Raw genomic sequence first — 20598 nt, forward strand, 5'->3', positions numbered from 1 at the left:
GCTTACCAATATTTTTGATTTGAAGTTCCATAGAGTTCAAGCACTCTTTTGGTATTGTTCTGCTTCTTTGCCCTTAGAATGCTTACCGAAATATTCTTATTGGTATAGTAGCGCACAAGGCTGTGGTATTCTTTGACTTCTTTGTACACACGATCAATAATATCCATACGCTCTTTGTCATTCAGGGACAGACTGGAGGAATTTACAATCTGTTTGAGTTCTTTCAGCAGCTCGGTACTCTCACCCAGAAGAGCCGAATAGCCATTAGCAATAGCTGCCAATTCCTGGGCAGAAAAATTGGGGTCATTCATCATTTTGCCAAAATTCTTTACATACATTTCCGATACATCACCTACCAGCAGTACAGTCTGCTGTACTTTGCGTGCATCTTTAACCAGATTGTTTACCGACTGGAGTTTGTCGTAGTATTCCTTGCCCTGTTTGTACACTTTTTCTACTTCCTTGAAATTTTTTACGACATTGGACACCGTGTTAGAGGTCTGCACTATCTCATTAGCGCTGTTGAGAATACCCGAGGCCAGATTGGCCGGATCGGTTACTACAAATTGTGCTTTTACGGACGGTGCAACGGCAAGGATAAGCGCCGTATACACCATAAACAGTATTTTTTTCATTGTTCTTCGATTTTTAAATTAGTAATCATTGTTGATTTTCTTTCGCGCGTCGCCTCATTGCGATGTGCTTGATGGCCAGTTCTACATTGCCGTCCAGTTCTGCTGCAAGCTGCGTCACTTCCAGTTTTTCGGTTTCTTCGGTGGTGTAGGCGAGATATTCCTCACCGGAAACTTCTGTAGCATAAACCGCAGAGTGTGTTCCGCCAAGTCCAATCCATACTTCCTTGTAGAACCGTGAGGGATCGTTGTTCATATTGATGGAAAGTACCTGCGCTTTTTCCTTATCGGTCAGACCAAGCATTGCTTGTATATCATCAAACTTGTTCATATACTTGCGCTGGTCAAGCAGGATTTTACAGTCACTATTATTGATGATACTTTCTTTTACAATGGGCGATTGGATGATGTCATCCACTTCCTGCGTGACTACGATAGCTTCCCCAAAAAATTTACGGACAGTCTTGAAAAGATACTTTATGTAATTTGCCATTCCTTCCTTGGCGATGGCTTTCCAAGCCTCTTCAATCAGTATCAACTTACGGATACCTTTGAGCCTTCTCATCTTATTGATAAAGACTTCCATAATAATGATGGTCACGATTGGAAAGAGGATTTTATGATCTTTAATGGCATCGATCTCAAAAACGATGAATCGCTTGGAAAGCAGGTCTAACTGCTTATCGGAATTGAGTAGGTAGTCGTATTCACCTCCTTTGTAGTAGGGCTCCAAAACATTAAGGAAATTGGCAATATCAAAGTCTTTTTCCCTTACCTGTTTTCCTTCCAGCACCTTGCGGTAATCACCCTGAACATATTCGTAAAATCCATTGAATGAAGGATATGCCTCATTGTGCTTGATGCGTTCGATATAGCCGCTTACCGCATTAGACAATGCCACTTCTTCAGATCTTGTAGGCGGCTCATCATCACGTTTCCAGAGTGTCAGTATCAAAGTCTTGACACTTTCACGCTTCTCAATGTCGAACACACCATCATCGGTATAGAAAGGATTAAAAGCAATAGGATTGTCTTCCGTATAAGTAAAATACACGCCGTCTTCGCCTTTGGTTTTTCCTTTGATGAGTTCACACAATCCCTGATAGGAATTGCCGGTATCAACCAGCAGTACGTGTGCGCCCTGCTCGTAATATTGTCTTACCATATGGTTAGTGAAAAAAGATTTACCGCTTCCCGATGGACCTAGTATAAATTTGTTCCGGTTTGTAATAATCCCACGCTTCATCGGCAAATCAGAAATATCCAGATGGATGGGTTTGCCTGTGAGCCTGTCAGCCATCTTGATACCGAACGGTGATGGTGAATTGTGGTAATTCGTTTCTTCCGTAAAGAAGCACAAAGCAGGTTCTATGAAGGTGTAAAAACTTTCCTCGCTTGGAAAATCTCCGGCATTGCCCGGCATTCCTGCCCAATACAGCGTAGCGGTATCGGTCGTATTGTGTCGTGGCTTGCATTCCATTAGCGCCAGTGCACTCCCTGTATCATTTTTTAGCTGTTTGAGTTCCCCCGGATCATCCGACCATGCCATAATGTTGAAGTGTGCCCTGATGGAAGAAAGACCAAATGAATGTGCTTCGTTCAGGTATTTTTCTATCCACTCTTTGTTGATCTGGTTGGCACGGCTGTAACGAGCCAAAGAGTGCATATTTCTAGCGGATTTTTCAAACTTCTGAAGGCTCTCTTCGCTGTTATCCAAAAACAGGTATTGATTGTAAATGTGATTGCAATTCAGCAAGAGTCCAACAGGTGCAGCAAATGACAAACGGCAATCGCTTCGGTCGGTAGAAAGTTTTTCATAACGGGTATCTGCCGAAACGGTTCCGGGCAGGTCATCTGTATCGGACAAGGTATGCAGGCACAGCCTTTTGTTTCCGATACGAACCTCTTCAGCGCCCAGTACAATATCCTGCATCGGTGTCGCGGCTTCCCTCGAAAGCGTTAGGTATTGTTCCAGTAATCCCTGTTTTCCTTCTTCGCCTACAATGTCTTCTTCACTAAGGCGGTTCAGTCTGATAAGTCCGCTGTCGTTAATGATACGCTCAAACTGTGAGACGGCTTCCATAAAACGATGAATCGCTTCCCTGTCCCTGATTTCCTTTGGTATGAGCGAACCTTTGCATAGCGAAGAGAAATTGCTCTGCATACGCATCCTTTCCTTGGTGGTCTTAGTCAGGAACAGGTAGCAGTAATGATTCAGGAACGGACGCTCATTAAAATGACGCTGATAGGATTTCGCCAAAAAACTTTGGTCATCCTGTGTCATATCAGGTGCGTAGTTTTCCTTGATATACCAATCCTGTTTGTGGATTACCGTAAAGTCTGGCAAAGTCTTGATAGCCTTATGCCAGGCGGAATGAATGGCTTCATATTCCGCAGATGCAACTGTAAAGAGCTCCGGCAAACGCACTTCAAAACAGGCCGTGATATCCGCATCCTTTGACAGGATGCAATTGTTCTCTACTGCCAAGAGTGGAAATTTACTTTCCAGCGTTGTTGTCTTTGCTGTGTTTCTCATAAGGCATCAGGTTTAGAAGTGATTCTTAGATAGCGATGTACAGGCTTGCGGCAAATGATGTAGCGGGGATGTCTTTTTTTCGCGCCCACTTTCATGAGTCCGTGTTCTCCATACTTTTTGTTCAGGGAAAAGGTCTGCCATACGATTAGTGAAGAACCGCCAGCTCCCAGAAACAAACAGATATAAGAATTGACCCCAGCCATGTAAAGTATCATGACCAGGATAAGTGTCCCTAGAAGTCCGCCTGCGAAGATGAACAGGTATTGTGCTTTCAAACCTTTAAACTCGACCGTTCTTCCGATGCCTTTGTTGATATTGTAATTGTTCATATATCAGTTTTAAAGGAAGAAGGAACGCAAGATGGTAGCCGCTACGATCAGGAAGATACAGGCCCCAAACCAGCTTGCAGCGGTTTTGCTCGTATCGGGATCTCCGCTGCTGAATTTGTTGTACACTTTTACACCGCCGATAAGACCGACTACAGCCCCGATGGCATAGATAAGCTGTGTGGCGGGGTCGAAATAAGAAGTTACCATTTGGGTTGCTTCGTTGATGCCCGCCGTACCATTTCCCTGGGCAAGTGCTCCGAAACCTGCCAGCATTACCACTGCTGTCGGCAGGATTTTTTTTCTTTGTTTTTTCATGATTAAACCGAGTTAAATTTCTCATTTATACCTGCGCCTTGCAGGTTATCGGGACAAATATCTTATGGAAATCAAGTCGTTGTAACAAATTGGCAGTCAGTGGAATTACTTGGCTATCAGTGGCATTATTTTGAGTGTTTGAGCATAAAAAAAACGTCAAACATTTTATGTTTGACGTTTGAAAGTTTGGAATTACAGAATTATATTCTTCGGCCTTTATTTGTTTTGGCTGGATTAGATGTTTTTTTCTCAGTAGCTTTTTCCTGCTTCTTTTCTGCTTTTAGATTGCTTTTAATCAGATCAACAAGAAAAGTGTTTTTCCAAGGAATATTCTTTGCCGCAAACTGCAATTTTAAACCGTGCCGTACCAGACCGTGCCTAATCTCAAATCCATATTTTCTGTTCCAGCCAATTCTGTCGAGTAATCTTTCAGAGGGAAATCTGACTGCGATTAAATCTTTAGGAAGTTCTTTTATATTTAGGTAATCAGGTTCCTGAAATTCGTGTGTCTTGGGATTATAAGGAATGGTGTAGGTCCTTTTTTCTAAATCGTAGTATGTTTCTATATCCGAGAATACAATACCATTGGAAAGGAAATCGTCTTTTGGACGAAGCTTATCCATTCTAATATCAACATAAAAGGTATGTCCGGCGATATCCACAGTAGGTAGCATTCCTTTGTTTACCCGCAGATCAAAAGCCTGCTGATCTACCATAAGGCCAAAATCTGATTTATCCATTATCTCGTTCACAGGATAGTTGTATTTATTCGCCATGCCGATTGGATCTAGAATAATAAATTCAGGAATCCTGACCATTGTGCTTTCATTGTGAAACATCCCTGGAAGGTTTTTATTCTTAAGGTTGTATTCAAAAGTATAGCCATCGCCGACATCACGCATATCTTCAAACGGTATAACATTTTTATGATTGGCCTTTTCAATAAGCTCAAGTTTGTTTACATCTACTATAAAGTCGGTACCTTCAATAGTAATAACCGGCAGTTCTCTTTCCATCATATACTTTATTTTTCGTTATAAAATAAAGGGGACTTATCTTTTCAGACAAAGTCCCCGATATCAAATTCACTTAAATCATTTTTCCGCAAAGTAGAAGAACCAAAATCAGTTTCAGAAAAAAGGCTGCTGTCCAATAGCTCGGCTATTTTTCGGGAAGCGTCCTCCATAGAATTCTCCAGCAGGATAAATAATTCGGTTCCCTGTATTTTCTGGACTATGAGCGCCGCTGTTTCCTTTTGGGACGGCTCCAATTTTTCCTTTTGCAGCAGCATCCCCACGGAGCTTAGTTCTTCAAAGGTAACCCCTTGAGCAAAACCGTTATTTCCACTGGATATTCTATACCTGTTCCATTCTTCTTCTTCTTCCTCCAAATCAGGCATATTTCCAAAAACGTCATCTAGTTCTTCTTGCGGAATTTGAATACCAACGTTTTCATTTTCGTTACATTCAATCTCAAAATTATAGCGATTTATCTCTTGTTCCTGTATTTGGCTTTCATTGGTAGTATTTGGCACTGAAAGGCTTCTTAAGGGCTTGGGTTGCCCCATAATATCGGGCAGGTTCGGATTGACTTTTGCCTGAGACGACTTTTGCTTTGTCTTTTTCTTGATAAGAACTTTATCCTTTACCAGCAGGACAATAATTATCAACAGGCATATTACAATAATTGTTTCCATAATTAAAGAATTGGTTTGTTGCGTTCATTGAAATAAGCTGTGATTTCTTCCCCAAATTCCCTGAAGTGATGTTCCATAATGTTGTCAATATAGGAATAGAGCGTAATTTTTTCTTCCCGTGACAATTGAACAATGCGCAGCAGACGCTCATGGTACTCAGGACGCAGATATACAACTTTTCCGCTTCGTCCTGAGGGAAAGCGATTGATCATAAACAATTTTTGAAATTGTTCTTTACCTGTCTCTTGGATTTTAATTTTTATCTTCATGGCTAGTTTATAAAATAGGTTTGTATTTCTCATTAAAACTTTTTGTAATCTGTTCTCCAAATTCCTGAAAATGATATTCCAGTACATTATTCAGATAGGCATAAATCGCGAGCTTGTCCTCACCGATAACCTGAACGATCCGCGATAATTTTTCATGAAAATCAGGTTGTATATAGACCGTTTTGCCATCTCGCGCATTGGTATGAGTCTTCTTAAAAAAAATGGCTTCATAATCGGCATCGGTTCCTCGTTTCATTCTTGTGCGCTCCTTTATCAAAGACTTTTCCTGCAGCAGCTCTGGTGAAGTTTTGTGTTCTTCCAGCGGAGGGGTTAATCCTTCCTTTTTAACGCCATCTGCCATTATATCCATCATAAGCGCCTCGTCGATCTCTGGCGTGATTTTTTTCTTGTTATCTTTTTCCATAGCATTATAATTGAACAATGTTTAAAAATTCTTCCATAAACTGATCTAACCGGCAGGCCTTCATCAAGTGTTTGTCAGGAGGCATTAAAGTGGAGCGGAAAACAGACTTTGCATCGAGTTCGCTTTCTTTTCGAAAACGGGTGCTGTTCATGATGCTGCACTGCATAAGGCTAAATCCCAAATCATCGATAAGTTTGTTATAGATATCATATAAAGGGGAGCGTTCCCTGCCATCTACCTGATTCCAGAAAAGATTAACACTTTTAATGGACGTTTCACCTTTTTTCATAATGATATCCCGCATCAACTGTGTAAAAACAAGGGTGCTTTCCATCACAAAACGATCAGCAGTAATTGGGGTAAAAATGTGATGCATCCCTGCCAGGGCATTCAAAATGCCAGGTGTATTTACCGTACCGGGAAGATCAAAAAAAATCACGTCTATTGGAACTTTTGAGGATTCTAAAAAATCATTTGCTGCCTCCAAAACGCCTTCGGCTTTATGCTGGATAATTGGATAGGCTCTTTTGTTAATCGTGGTAAACTGCGTATAGGCTATTCTTTTTAAAACCTCATTTTCCATGACCATTGCCAAGTCCCGGGCTTTCATTTTCATTAAGCTGAGTTGTGGAAAATCGGCATCGAATACTGCAACATTGTAACCTAAACGATAATGAAGCGTGCTGGCAGCAAGTGTTGTAAAAGTACTTTTCCCTACGCCTCCCTTTTGAGAAGAAAAGGCGATAAATACGGGTTTGTTTTTTGTTTCCATTTTTATTGTTTTTAATTATTAATACTTATGTAACTATGTAAGTAATCAGGCAGGTAAATCTTTGTCTATTCCTATACACGGGTAGTTTTGTATCGAACTGCGTAACTCATTACATTTGTATTATCCTAATCAACTGCCTCGCTATAGTAATACCCTTTGAGATAGCACTACGCATATTGAGATATTTATTCAATTACATCTGCGTACATATAGACCAATCTGTAGGTGGGTAATCAGCAAGCTGCTTTTCTTTATACTTATAAACACAATTAGCAGCTTATCTACATTCCAATTTCAATATCTACACTGCTCTGTAGATAAATACAGAGGTAGTTCTAAAACTACCTTGCAATCCTGCTGCCTACCTGCATCTGCTTTCTTGTACAAAGGAATGTAGTTATCTATGTGCTTTTATTAATGCGACAGTCCTTGGCATTCAAAGGCTGTTTATGGCACTGCAACACATTGCATTACTCTTATAAAGAGCACTTTACTTTGTAAAATGATTTTCACTAACATGCTTATGAAAAAGCATTATGCCATATCGGGTGAGAAAATGAACGGCCAAAAGCCGTTTTCCCTGCTTACTTTAATCCGCCTGAAAGAGCGGATTTTCCTTTCACCAGAAAGGAGCAAGTTGTGTTTTGAGCTGCTAGAAATGAATTCCGCTGCTCAAAACAACTTGCCCCGCCGGGGGCTGGAAAACATTTCTCCAAAGTCGATGTTTTATAAAATTATAATTGGATTTATTATGGATCAAAATAATAACAGACAACCCCGCAAATCAGGGCGTAATCCTAAAAAGGATCCTGCCATATTTCGCTATTCCATATCATTGAATGCGGAAGAAAACGCCCGTTTTCTTTCTCTTTTTGAACAGTCCCAAATGAATGTAATGGCACATTTTATCACTGCCTGCATCTTTCAGAAGACCATTAAAACAGTCAAAATCGATAAAGCTGCAATGGATTATTATATGCGGTTAACCACTTTGTATGGACAATTCCGGAGCGTTGGAGTTAATTATAACCAAATCGTAAAACTGCTTTATCGCAATTTCTCCGAGAAAAAAGCGGCCGCTTATCTCTATAAACTCGAAAAGCATACAGCTGAAATGGCAGTATTATGTCAAAAAATCATTCAGATTACCGGAGAATTTGAAGCAAAATATATTAAAAACAACAAGTAAAATGGTAGCTAAAATTGGCAGAGGACAAAACTTGACAGGCGTACTTAACTATAATCAGCTAAAAGTCGAGAAGGAAAATGGGGAAATTCTCTTTACCCATAAGATGCAGGAAACTCCTGACGGACATTATTCTGTAGCCCAGCTGCTGGGCTCTTTTGAACCTTATTTGCTGGCGAATCGTAAAACAGAAAAAATGGTTCTGCATATTTCTCTTAATCCAGACCCAAAAGATAATGTCAGTGATGAAAAATTTAATGCTATTGCACAGGAGTATATGCAAAAAATGGGATACGGCGAGCAGCCCTACGTAGTGTTCAAGCATACTGATATTGAACGTACCCATATCCATATCGTTTCGGTTTGCATAGACGAAGAAGGCAGGAAAATTTCGGACAGTTATGAGCGTAAACGTTCAATGGATATATGTCGTGATCTGGAACGAAAATATGGATTAGCCTGTGCAACAGACGCAACATACAAACAAAACGAAAAAGCATTTCGCCCGGTAGATTACAAGACCAATGACATTAAAAGCCAGATCGCTTCAGTAGTAAGGTATCTGCCCAAATCCTATCAGTTCCAAAGTTTGGGCGAATACAATGCTTTGCTGTCTCTGTTTAATATTACTGCAGAAGAGGTTAAGGGTGAACTGCACGGAAAGCTCAAACAAGGGCTAGTCTACGTTGCCTTGAACGAAAATGGAGAAAAATCAAGTAACCCGTTTAAAGCGTCTCTTTTTGGAAAAGGCGCAGGATACATTGAACTTCAAAATCATTTTGCAGCGTCCAAAGTGGCACTTAAAGAAAGTGATGCGAGACTTACAATTAGAAAAACAATTGAAACAACCCTGCGGGCGGCCATTGACGAACAGGACCTTAAAAAACAGCTGACTGAAAAAGGCATTAATGTGATTACTCGCAAAAATGATATGGGACGTATTTATGGAATTACATTCATAGATCATAATTCCAAATCGGTATGGAACGGTTCGCGTTTGGGAAAAGAATTTTCAGCGAATATATTTAACGACTGGTGGAATAATGGGCTACAACCGGAAATTAAAAATAGTGAGGATACCAAAACAATTTTAATCAAAACAGTATCGGAAAGTCTACCAGCTGAGAAGCCTCACGATTTATTTGATTTTCTAAGTAATCAAAGTACTATTCAATCTAACGATATCCATAATAGTATAGAAGGTTTTGGCGGGTTATTGCCGGAAGCTCAGGGAGAAGATTACCAGGAACAGGATTTTGCCAATAAGATGAAAAAGAAAAAGAAACGTAAGAGAGGCCAATAGGTTCGTTATTCGTTATAACTTTCGGTTATAAAGACAATTTCAATCCCCAAGCATAGCTCCAATGCAAAACCTTCGGAACAGTTGGTGTTTTGAACTTATAGATATCATAGACGTATAATGAAAACAGTATAAATGCTGCCCAACTAAGCCCTACGCACAGCATACCTTGTCTATCCCTCACATGAAACATACCAGCAACTACTGATTTTACTATAAATGCAGGGACAATACAGCATAATAACACGCAGATTACCCATGGTAATATCCATAACTTACGGTTGTTTGCGCGCAATCCGATGATAGTTCCTTTAAAGAAATAAATGATGCAGAAAATAAGATAGGTAAATAATAGAGAGAAAACCCAAAATTTGACTTTGTTAGTTTCTTCTCCCCACAACTTTTGCGACAGCAAGAATCCGGCATAAAAGAACATGCCGAAAATTGCAGCCATTTTTAAGACGAAAATAAAAACCCCGGCAATGCCAAACATTAATCCTGTTGCAGATTTACTTTCTTCAGTTTTCCGCGCCTCATATTCTTGTTCACTTTCACCTGGATCCATATGAGGATTATAGTAATTCATATTATTTTTCTTTAATGTTGATCTGAGATACCAAAAATAATTTTCAGGACTATAAATTTAATAAAAAAAGCGATTTAAAATCTAAGCATGATTGGAACCACTTGAGCGCCAAACACTGCCACGCACTTCCAATGCCTGCCACATTTTTATAGCCATGCCGCAAAGCCTTTAAATTCACGCCCAAACATTTAATAATTAGAAAATGCAGGGAGAAGATGACTTAAGAGGATTAGCCAAAATTATGGAGTTTATGAGAGCAGTCAGTATTTTATTAGTACTGATGCACTGCTATTGGTTTTGTTACGAGTTCTTCAAAGAAGAACAATGGACATTATCTGTAATTGATAAAATATTGGGAAACTTTCAGCGCACAGCAGGACTGTTTTCCCACACGCTGTATACGAAACTATTTGCTTTGGTTCTTCTGGCATTAAGTTGTTTGGGCAGTAAGGGGGTTAAAAATGAAAAGATTACCTGGAGCAAAATCTATACAGCACTCGTAATAGGCTTTATTTTTTTCTTCCTCAATACGCCATTACTCAGACTACCCATTGAAATGGCCGTATTTTTATATGTTTTTACCCTGAGTTTGGGGTATATTTCACTGCTAATGGCAGGTGTATGGATGAGCAGGTTACTCAAAAATAACCTGATGGAGGATGTATTTAATACGGAAAACGAAAGTTTCATGCAGGAAACCCGGTTGCTGCAAAATGAGTATTCCATAAATCTGCCTACTAAATTCTGGTATCGCAAAAAACAGCACAATGGATGGATAAATATTGTAAATCCTTTCCGCGCAACTATCGTATTAGGCACCCCTGGTTCTGGTAAATCCTATGCCATTGTAAACAACTACATTAAACAGCAAATCGAGAAAGGTTTTTCGATGTATATCTATGATTTCAAATTTGATGACCTTTCTACCATTGCCTACAACCATCTATTACAACATACCGACAAATACAAAGTCAAACCAAAGTTTTACGTCATCAATTTTGATGATCCCAGAAGAAGCCATCGATGCAATCCGATCAATCCTGATTTTATGACTGACATATCTGATGCTTACGAATCAGCCTATACTATTATGCTGAACCTGAATCGTTCGTGGATTCAAAAACAGGGTGATTTCTTTGTCGAAAGCCCGATTATTCTTTTGGCGGCTATCATCTGGTTTTTGAAAATTTATGATAATGGAAAGTATTGTACATTTCCTCATGCTATTGAACTGCTTAATAAAAAATACGCAGATGTTTTTACCATTTTAACCACCTATTCCGAACTGGAAAATTATCTATCGCCGTTTATGGATGCCTGGCAGGGAGGTGCTCAGGACCAATTACAAGGCCAGATAGCATCAGCAAAAATACCATTGTCACGTATGATATCTCCAAGTCTTTATTGGGTAATGACCGGTGATGATTTTTCATTGGACATCAACAATCCTGCAGCTCCAAAAATCCTTTGCGTTGGCAATAATCCCGACAGGCAGAATATTTATTCCGCTGCATTGGGTTTGTACAATTCACGAATCGTAAAACTCATCAATAAAAAGGGACAGCTCAAAAGTTCGGTAATCATTGACGAGCTTCCCACAATTTACTTCAGGGGCCTGGACAATCTGATTGCTACGGCAAGGAGCAATAAGGTAGCGGTATGTCTGGGATTTCAGGATTACTCCCAATTGACCCGAGATTATGGGGATAAAGAAAGTAAGGTAATTCAGAATACCGTAGGGAATATATTCAGCGGTCAGGTTGTCGGGGAAACAGCTAAAAGCCTTTCGGAACGCTTCGGAAAAATACTGCAGCAGCGTCAGAGTATGACCATCAATCGGAATGATAAATCAACTTCTATTTCCACGCAGCTGGAAAGCCTAATTCCCGCTTCCAAAATATCAACCCTTACACAAGGAATGTTTGTTGGGGCAGTTTCCGATAACTTTGAGGAGCGTATCGAACAAAAGATCTTTCATGCGGAGATTGTGGTCGATAATGAGAAAGTGGCTGCTGAAACTAAAACATACCAGAAAATCCCAGAAATACTTTCATTTGTAAATGAAGAAGGAGAAGATAGGATGAAGGCTGAAATTGAGGCCAATTACAAACAAATCAAACTGGATATTGTCTCAATAGTGGCAGATGAACTGGAACGGATTAAGAACGATCCGAAACTGCAGCATTTAATACCAAAAACAACTGATAAAAAAAGTAAAGATGAATAGAATCAAAACCTTTGACATAAAAATTCTATATTCAATAACCAACTAAATATTTTAGAATTAAATTGATAAATAATTGCTATTATAAGTTCATCTATGATTCAAAAACTTAAGATTTGTTGATGAATTATTATATATTTAAGCTCTTTTAATATATAATAATTGTACTATGCCAGTAAGCCGTAAGAGAAAGATTGTAAAAAAAAATAAATCTTCTAAGAAAAAATATAAACCTTACGAAGCAGTTACACAAAATCTTTACAGAATTGACAATCCTTTTCAAGAAGAAATAAGTTTTGAGCAAAGAATAAAACCATTTTTAGAACTAGCTGAAAGATCGACTATCGAATTTGAAATTGAGTTTCAAAAATTGCAAGAGTATTTTAAAGACTATGATCCTCTATACTTATGTTCTTTTTGCGTTTTTTATTTTATTGCTGAAAAAGAAGGAATAGATAAAGAAGCAATTGATGGTAGACTAGATTTTCATATGTTTTATTTAGAGATTCTACAGTGTTATTCCTTATATCAAGAGAGGACTCTTAGTGCAATGCCATTAAATGAAAAAGAAGAGGATTTTAAAAAATTATTACAAGATTTAAATCAACATCAATCGTTTGCCTATTTTAAACTTTCCAATAAAGCAACAACTGAGGAAGAATTTGGTCCTGTGATGTTAAGATTGGAAATGATGCATAATACTCTTGCAGTTCGTAATTGGGCATATGAGGGACAAATGCAAAAAATTGCTTATGAGTTATCAGCTAGTATAAGTGCTAAGTTCGAAGATAAATTAGGATTTAAGCCTGAAGTATTTCTTGATGTTTTATTTGGTCTGGCTGATCTAAGTACCAAAAAACTTAATGCACATAAGAATAATATCCGCCCGGCAATTATAGCTAAGAACTTTAATGCAGTATTTGATGCATATGAAAATAATATGCCAGGTGTTAGCCCAACTAATGCTCTATCAAGATTGAATTTATGGGAAGAATTCGGAAAGAATCTGCAAATGTTAAAAAGCTTCTTTATAGAGCATTCGGATTTAAAACTTAAAGATATTTTCACTATTGATTTTGAAGAAATTAAAGCCTTAACAAATGTTTCGCTGAGCAACGAAGATATAAGCCGAATTTTTGATCCGCTGGCATATCGTTTTGGGGACTTATCTAACGAAGACAAAAACCATGTTTTTTTAAATAATCCAATTCATTCAAAACCTTTTATAAGGCTTGATGAGAATAAGTATTTTTCTGCAGTGCCTTTTTTATTCTCGCATCTGGGAATTGATTTACTTGAAAGTTTTATTGTGAAAGAGAAAACCCTTAAAGATGTTTATATTAAGGAAAAAGGAAAATACCTGGAAGAAAAGATAGAGAAACTTTTTAAAGATGCATTTCCTGATGCAAAAATTTTTAGTGGAAGTTTATGGACTTGCCCAACAACTAACAAAATATTTGAGAATGATCTGATTGTGTTAATTGAAGATTTCGCTATAATTGTTGAAGCTAAATCCGGAACGGTAAGTAATCCGGCAAAACGTGGTGCGCCTGAACGATTATTTCAAACACTGAAGGATTTAGTGGTGGCACCATCTGAGCAAGCTATAAGGTTTAAGAATTACCTGCAGAATAATAAAAAATTACATATTTTTAAGACCAAATCGGGCGCGAAAAATGAGCTTGATTCCAATCTGATAAATTACTATGTTCCACTTGGAGTGACCCTGTCTAATTTAGGATCAATTGGATGTAATTTAAAGAAACTTATTGAAGCAAAAGTGGTCACACATAAATTAGAAGAATTAGCACCATCAATAAGTTTCACAGATCTTGAAGTTATCTTTGATATCCTTCCTTTACAAAGTGAGAAAGTACATTATCTTTCAAGAAGAAGGGAGTTTGAAGCCCATGTTAACTTTCAAGGTGATGAGCTTGATTTATTTGGTTTTTATTTAAAAAATGGTTTTAATATAGGAGAAGATGAGTACAATAACTCCACCTATTTGAATCTTACTTTATTATCAAAAGAGCTCGACCCCTATATGATCGGAAAAGGAAGAGGAATACAGGTAAAAAAACCTTTTTTGCAAAAAACACAGTATTGGTCAGACACTCTTAATTATATCAACAGCAATGGTAATAATTGGCTGGTGGCATCCTTTATTTTATTAAACTTACCAAAACAAGATCAAGCACTATTTGAAAAGAAATTAAATGAATTGAAAAGTAGCATAGTAAGAGGCAAAATGAGTAAACCTCATAATTGGGTAAGCCTTACCTGCGGGCCCGAAAGAAGACAGTACGTAATAGTTGGGTATCCTTATAAAGATATTGATACTGCCACCAGGAATAATGTGTTAGACCAGATATTAGAACTGGAAAGTAAAGAGAATTTACGCGGAGTCGTTGTCTTAGGTTATAATCTTAATAATCCAAATTATCCCTATTCCTTTATTGCAGGAAATTTAGAAACGAATTTGTTTGATAAATTGGATCTGACAGATAATTAGTCCTGCAATCAGGAAATTTTCAGTTTCTGAATAGGCTGTGATATCTGATCTTCTTGTAGTTTTTGTTCAGGATCTTCTATTTGTTGTTCCGCAGTAATTGATAATTGTATTGCCCGTTCCAGTGCTGCCAATTCGTTTTTTAGTTCCACAAGTGCATTCTCTTTAGTCCAAATGCTATTTACTACTTCGTGAAGTACAGGAATATCTTTTTCAATGGCATTAATCTTTTTCTTTTCCTGTTCTATCAGTGCTGGTATTTTTTCCAGCGCATTTAAAAAGTTCATGGCTGCCAGTTTAGGATCGGTCGCCATCTGCCCGTTGTTGTAGGTGTATTTTATATTTCCTTCTCCCTGAATAAAAAAACGGTTGTCGCGGATGTCCATCCCTTCTTTTTGTGTCATTTCCGTTTTTATCAAAAGTGTAAAACCATATAAGGTGCCGATTTCTTCATACTGTCCTTCGGTACGAGCTTTATCAGCGAGCAAATGTAGTTTTTCACCGATTTGTTTTATATCTGCATTTGGAGACAATCCAATCAGTTCAATTGGATTTAGTACTGTATCTTCTTTATCCCTTCGAATGCGTTTTTGAAGGTTCTGCCAGTCCGCAGAAAATCTCTCCACCATCGATTTTGCAGTTTCAACGGTTGCCATGCAGTCTTCGAGCTTATATCTTGACATAGACTTGGAACGGGTGAAAGCCTGTTTTTCGCTTTCCAAAGAAGTAATCTTTTTTTCCAGTTTGGCTTTTTCAAGCAAATCGTTATTACCGGAAAGAATGGCGACATATTCCGAGAAATTCATTCCGGATTTCTCATCCATACCGCCTTCGTCAATGGTACGCTTACCGAGACTATTATTTTTGAGCTGATCAATAAATAATTGTTTATTGTGCAACAAGTTAAACTTATAACTGTCCAAAGATTTCTCAACCGCATAAATGATTACATCAACCTTGTTATCTGCAAAATATTTGGCAATCTCATTGCCTTTACGAATGGCTCTGCCATCCCTTTGAGACAGATCACTCGGTCTCCACGGTGTGTCCAAATGATGTACGGCAACTGCACGTTTCTGGGCATTGACTCCTGTTCCCAGCATATCGGTTGACCCAAATAATATTCTGATTTTCCCTTCGTTCATAGCGCTGATAAACTCTTTGCGCATCTTGTCTGTTTTTGCCTCCTGAATAAAACGTATTTCATGTGCGGAAATCCTATGATCCTCAACCAGCTTGCGTTTGATTTCCGAATACACATTCCACTCAATTGGTTTGTAAGTACCTAAATCGGAGAATACAAATTGGGTTCCTTTCTGAGCGTTAAATCGAGAATAATATTCCGCCAGCTTTACTGCACAATGGGAGGCTTTACTGTCTAGGTGATCATCGTACTTTTGACTGATCATACGCATATCTAACGACATCTTACGGGCATAGTCGGTAGCGATTAACATTTTTGCTTTTTCTTCGGAGGCAGTAAGCTTTGCTCTTCCCAGAAGCGCAGCATCTCCCGTTTTGGCAAACTCCATCAATTTTTGGATGAATATCTCCTGCTCGGGGGTTGGTGGAATATTATGCAGTATTTCATTCTTTTCTGGACGGTCTATACCAATATCCTTTGCTGTGCGGTAATCCGTAATCTCCGAGTAGAACTGAGCCAGTTCCGGTACTTTGATAAAATATCGGAAACGTTCTTTCTGAACAATATTGTTGGCTACTGAGAACTCATAGTCGGTAGTCTTTCGCGCATAAATAGCTGCCCACGCATCAAAGCAATTGATACCTTGTTTTTCCAAAGCCTGCGGGCGAAGGTATTTAAACAATAAATATAGTTCGGTCAGCGAGTTGCTGATGGTGGTTCCAGAAAGAAAAGTAGCCCCTAAATCTTTTCCGCTTCGTTCCTGTATAGTGCGAATGGCAAATAGCAGGTTCAATGCCTTCTGGCTTCCCTGCATATTACCGAGTCCTGCAACACGGTCATGGCGGGTATTGAACATCAAGTTCTTGAAGCGGTGGCTTTCATCCACCAACAAATGGTCAATACCCATCATCTTAAAATCGACTACATCATCCTTGCGATTTTCAATATCATGTTGCAGTGTTTTGAGTTTGACTTCCAGATTTTGTTTTCGTATGATAACCCCCTTGAGCATTGCCCGTGATATTTCTTTTCCCTGTGACTGTAATGCCTCAAGGTTTTCTTCAACACTATCGAGTTCTGCCTGTAATATCTCTTTTTGCATTTCCGGTGATTGTGGAATCATCCCAAATTGGTCATGGGTCAGGACAATACAATCCCAATTGTTATTTTTAATCTCCCCGAGAATACGCAGACGTTTTTGCGGTGTAAAATCTTCTTTCCCCGGATATAATATTTTAGCATGTGGATACGCTTTGCGGTAGGTTTCCGCTATTTCATGAACATTGGCTTTCAGTCCGATAATCATAGGCTTGTGTGTCAACCCCAAACGTTTCATTTCCTGGGCAGCTGTGCACATAATGAGTGTTTTTCCTGCGCCCACTTCGTGGTCACAGATGGCTCCTCCGTTTAGCTTGATCATCCATACCGCATCCTTCTGGCTGGAATACAGGTCTTCAATCCCCAGCGCTTTTCTGTCTAGTCCGGGAAAGTCTTGATGGCTGCCGTCATATTGTGGACGGACAAAACAGTTAAAGGTATCGTTGTATTTATCGGTAAGACGTTTCTTAAATTCATCATTTTGAGCATAGAGCCAATCAGAAAATGCTCTACGGATTTCATCAATCTTAGTATTGGCCATCTGGATAGCTTCCATATCACGCACCTTTATTTCCTGATCGCCATGCATTACTTTCTTGGTAATGTCAGGTGTGGTATTGACTAGACCATGTTTAAGCAATGCAATTCCGTCATAAGTACGGCTTTGAGATTTTATAGCATACTTCTCCGTTATACGGATATTTTTGCTATCGCATTTAATGGAGAAATCATCCGTATTTTCCGTGTAATAAATCCGTACATCTGTATCAAACAAATGAGAGGCAAAATGGTTGTAAATACCCGTTGGTATCCAGCGTTCGCCTAAATTAAAATCCAGCTCTTCAAATTCAATAAGTCTTGGAACCGCTTGCTGAAGAGCGGAAAGACTATCCCGGGCTTGCAGATCTTCAGCATTTTGTTCTAAATAGTTATTTACTGCCTGGGCTTTTTCCACCACATTTCCTGAAATCCATCTCTCTGCTATTTCAAATTCATTTTCCAAGGGGTTATAGAAAATGCGTGCTTCCAGACTCTCTTTGAGATTGTCAACTGATAACCCGCTGATTCGTGACATATAATCCAAATCGACAGTCCCATACTTGTTGAGTGATGCGGCTAATGCCTCATTAGGATTATTGACTGTCAGCGTACTGACTGAAAAACTCACTGGATGGTAGAAGATATCGGATTTATGAACCACACCGCCAACCACACGTTCCAGATAAGGAATCTCGTTTCCGCCACTATCGGTTTTGATAAGTTGGATATTTTCTGCGCTGTTCAGGTTCCCAAATCTTTTGAGAAAGGCATCATACAGACGGTTTAATGTTTCCCTTTCAGATTTGTGTTCGGTTTGTTGTTCGGCTTCTTTCAGATACAATTCCAGATAGGCATCACGTATTTGAATATAGGACTCCGCACGCATTTTTTGCATTGGAGGAAGTGGCAACGGCTCAAATTCCGCTTTTTGTTCTTCGGGATCTACAGCGGTAAGATAGCCGACATAGCCTTTGTAGGTCACCAGACAATCCTTTCGGTAAAAAGACTGTATTTTGTCCGTATAAATACGTAATTCCGCAGTGGTTACATTTTGTGGCTCGGCATTATCTGAGAATAAATCTCCCAATACGGGCTTAATTTCTTTATCGAGCTTTTTTGTAAGCGATGGCATTACATCATTTTGCCTAATGGGTATATCGAACAAATTTCCCTGCTGAATGGGTGACATTGTTTTTCGCTTCGATTGATGAACCGTTTTCTTTTTTGGAGGTTTGTATTTTATCTCAGACGTATTCTCATATAAACCAAACAGACTTAATTGTGAAGCTGCTGAAAGATTCACTTCAACTATTGATTTATCGGTAGCAGACTCCTCTTTTTTAATGGCAATTACAGGTGTAATGGACTTAGCTATAGAATCTTCAGAAATAATTTCTGTGGTATTATGTCCATTATATAAGTCGGAATCCAAATGATTGGAGATATCGTCGGACAATATTCTTTTTAAATCTTTTGCTATTCCTTCAATGCCTCCTTCATGTTCATAAATCAAGGCGGGCTTGCCATACATATCGGTTGCTTGGTATGATGTGGTCTGCACTATATGCTGAACGTTTTCAAATAACATACTGTTTGAAGTATTGTCAGAAGTGCTATAGGTGCTGCAGAACTGCTGCTCCCTTTGGGAAAGTCCTGATTTGGCATTGTTTTTTTGCAGTACAATCAAATCGCTCCCCACTTCGGTTCCGGCATAATCGGTAAACAAATTATTGGGTAAGCGTATGGCAGAAACCAGATTGCAGTTTTGTATCAAAGCCTGACGTATGGGTTCATTTTTGGCCCTGTTCAAAACTCCCTGTGAGGTGATAAATGCCAATAGACCGCCGTTCCGAAGCATGTCTATGGATTTTAGAAAGAAGTAATTATGAATACTTCGGGCAGCTTGTACGCGAACCGGATCTTTGCTGCGTATATAAGAAAGGTCAAATATTGATGCATCTCCAAATGGAATATTGCTGGCAATTACATCATAGCTTTCTTTGTCCTTATTCGGGATTTCTTCAAATCCGGCAATCCGGATGTTGTTATCAGGATAAAGCTGTTTTAATAGTTGTCCTGTGAGGAATTCCTTTTCGTATGCCGTTATATGTGATAGACTTTCATTCCTGAATGCTTCTATAAATGATCCTGTTCCGGCGGATGGTTCCAGAAAGCGTTCGATATTTATTTGATTTTCCTGAAAGGAATCTGCAATGGCTCCAATGACTGAAGGCGGGGTGTAAAAGGCTGTCAGGACAGAAGCTTTTATACTGTCTACATAACGATAGTATTGTTTTTCGTCCTGTGCGTTTTCCCGTAATAGGTGGTGAAGTTCCTGAGTCATTCCAAATAAATCCTGTTCGGATTTTACCCATCGGTCAATATCATTGGCTTTATCAGCTGGATTGAGTACAAATTTAAGACCACCAAAACCACTATATTTCATGAGCAATTGCCTCTCGGTTTCAGTAGCTTGGCGTTTTTCTTTTTCCAGCAGGAAAACTAGCTGCAACGCCTCGATATTCTTTTTTAAATGTTCTCTTTTATTGTAGCCCATTATCTTCTATCCAGATTTGAATAGTGCCGGTAAGTTCGGTGTAGAGCAATTCAAATTCCTGGCTGTCGGCAAAGTCATCCGTAATTCGGTATTGCTCAAATACAGGGATGCTGACAGCCATCATTTTTAAGGCAAATGGGCGCAATTCCTCGTCAGCCATGATCGTGTCAAACTCGTTGCAGACGATTTTAAATATAGTATCGAATTTTGAAAAGTGTAATCCTTCAAATAATACATATTGCGCAATCTCATTGCATTGCTCAATTGTATTGCCGGCCATAAAGGCATCATTGTACACTTTAGCAGCTGACTGCCCGCGTTGTTCAATGAATTTTTTGTCCCCTGATAACTCAGGAAAGCTGCTGTTGAGCAATTCCTTTAATAGTAATGAATAATAGGATATTTTATTCTCTGAAGCCATAAGTATATCATTAGAGGATTATATTTTACTTTACTAAGCAGAGTAAAAATATAAAGAAGT

Annotated in this window: 16 protein-coding genes; 4 read left to right on the forward strand and 12 right to left on the reverse strand. The window is 38.8% G+C overall.

Annotated elements, in window-relative coordinates; all coding sequences use genetic code 11:
• Positions 1-2 precede the first annotated feature (2 nt).
• From A4F88_RS01465 to A4F88_RS01505, 9 genes are all read right to left on the reverse strand, one after another.
• Complete coding sequence (locus tag A4F88_RS01465) at positions 3-635, reverse strand: DUF4141 domain-containing protein (protein ID WP_068840764.1); 633 nt, start codon at positions 633-635, stop codon at positions 3-5.
• A gap of 25 nt (positions 636-660) precedes the next feature.
• Positions 661-3168 (reverse strand): TraG family conjugative transposon ATPase, encoded by a 2508-nt coding sequence (locus A4F88_RS01470; RefSeq protein ID WP_068840765.1) that lies wholly within the window; start codon positions 3166-3168, stop codon positions 661-663.
• On the reverse strand, positions 3165-3497 hold the full coding sequence (locus A4F88_RS01475) for a DUF4133 domain-containing protein (RefSeq protein ID WP_068840766.1): 333 nt from the start codon (positions 3495-3497) through the stop codon (positions 3165-3167). The genes A4F88_RS01470 and A4F88_RS01475 overlap by 4 nt, the downstream gene beginning before the upstream one ends.
• 9 nt (positions 3498-3506) lie before the next feature.
• Positions 3507-3812, reverse strand: coding sequence for a DUF4134 domain-containing protein (locus A4F88_RS01480; protein ID WP_068840767.1), 306 nt, complete (start codon positions 3810-3812; stop codon positions 3507-3509).
• A gap of 200 nt (positions 3813-4012) precedes the next feature.
• Positions 4013-4831: a hypothetical protein gene (locus tag A4F88_RS01485; protein WP_143154993.1), complete on the reverse strand. Its 819-nt coding sequence runs from the start codon at positions 4829-4831 to the stop codon at positions 4013-4015.
• A 41-nt stretch (positions 4832-4872) separates the two neighbouring features.
• Complete coding sequence (locus A4F88_RS01490; protein WP_068840769.1) at positions 4873-5508, reverse strand: conjugal transfer protein TraD; 636 nt, start codon at positions 5506-5508, stop codon at positions 4873-4875.
• Between the two features lie 2 nt (positions 5509-5510).
• Positions 5511-5777: a DUF3408 domain-containing protein gene (locus A4F88_RS01495; RefSeq protein ID WP_068841427.1), complete on the reverse strand. Its 267-nt coding sequence runs from the start codon at positions 5775-5777 to the stop codon at positions 5511-5513.
• Positions 5778-5784: 7 nt separating this feature from the next.
• Positions 5785-6201, reverse strand: coding sequence for a DUF3408 domain-containing protein (locus A4F88_RS01500; protein WP_068841428.1), 417 nt, complete (start codon positions 6199-6201; stop codon positions 5785-5787).
• A 4-nt stretch (positions 6202-6205) separates the two neighbouring features.
• A complete protein-coding gene (locus A4F88_RS01505; protein ID WP_068840770.1) occupies positions 6206-6973 on the reverse strand; it encodes a ParA family protein in 768 nt (255 codons plus the stop codon).
• A 751-nt stretch (positions 6974-7724) separates the two neighbouring features.
• Here A4F88_RS01505 and mobA point away from each other — a divergent pair.
• A complete protein-coding gene (gene mobA, locus A4F88_RS01510) occupies positions 7725-8162 on the forward strand; it encodes a conjugal transfer protein MobA (protein WP_068841429.1) in 438 nt (145 codons plus the stop codon).
• 1 nt (position 8163) lies between these two features.
• On the forward strand, positions 8164-9462 hold the full coding sequence (gene mobB / locus A4F88_RS01515; protein ID WP_068840771.1) for a conjugal transfer protein MobB: 1299 nt from the start codon (positions 8164-8166) through the stop codon (positions 9460-9462).
• Between the two features lie 25 nt (positions 9463-9487).
• Here the strand turns inward: mobB and A4F88_RS01520 are convergent, their stop codons facing one another.
• Entirely contained in the window at positions 9488-10045 is a 558-nt protein-coding gene (locus tag A4F88_RS01520; protein ID WP_068840772.1) for a hypothetical protein, read from the reverse strand.
• Positions 10046-10247: 202 nt separating this feature from the next.
• On the opposite strand from A4F88_RS01520, the gene mobC reads away from it, so the two are divergent.
• Both mobC and A4F88_RS01530 read left to right on the forward strand, forming a co-directional pair.
• The gene (gene mobC, locus A4F88_RS01525) at positions 10248-12272 is read left to right on the forward strand and encodes a conjugal transfer protein MobC (protein WP_068840773.1); all 2025 of its coding nucleotides are present in this window, start codon (positions 10248-10250) and stop codon (positions 12270-12272) included.
• A gap of 166 nt (positions 12273-12438) precedes the next feature.
• A complete protein-coding gene (locus tag A4F88_RS01530; protein ID WP_068840774.1) occupies positions 12439-14781 on the forward strand; it encodes an NERD domain-containing protein in 2343 nt (780 codons plus the stop codon).
• 8 nt (positions 14782-14789) lie between these two features.
• Here the strand turns inward: A4F88_RS01530 and A4F88_RS01535 are convergent, their stop codons facing one another.
• Positions 14790-20117, reverse strand: coding sequence for an N-6 DNA methylase (locus A4F88_RS01535; RefSeq protein ID WP_068840775.1), 5328 nt, complete (start codon positions 20115-20117; stop codon positions 14790-14792).
• Positions 20104-20538, reverse strand: coding sequence for a DUF1896 domain-containing protein (locus A4F88_RS01540; RefSeq protein WP_068840776.1), 435 nt, complete (start codon positions 20536-20538; stop codon positions 20104-20106). The genes A4F88_RS01535 and A4F88_RS01540 overlap by 14 nt, the downstream gene beginning before the upstream one ends.
• Positions 20539-20598: the final 60 nt, after the last annotated feature.

This window comes from Flavobacterium chilense, assembly GCF_001602525.1.
GTDB lineage: Bacteria > Bacteroidota > Bacteroidia > Flavobacteriales > Flavobacteriaceae > Flavobacterium > Flavobacterium chilense.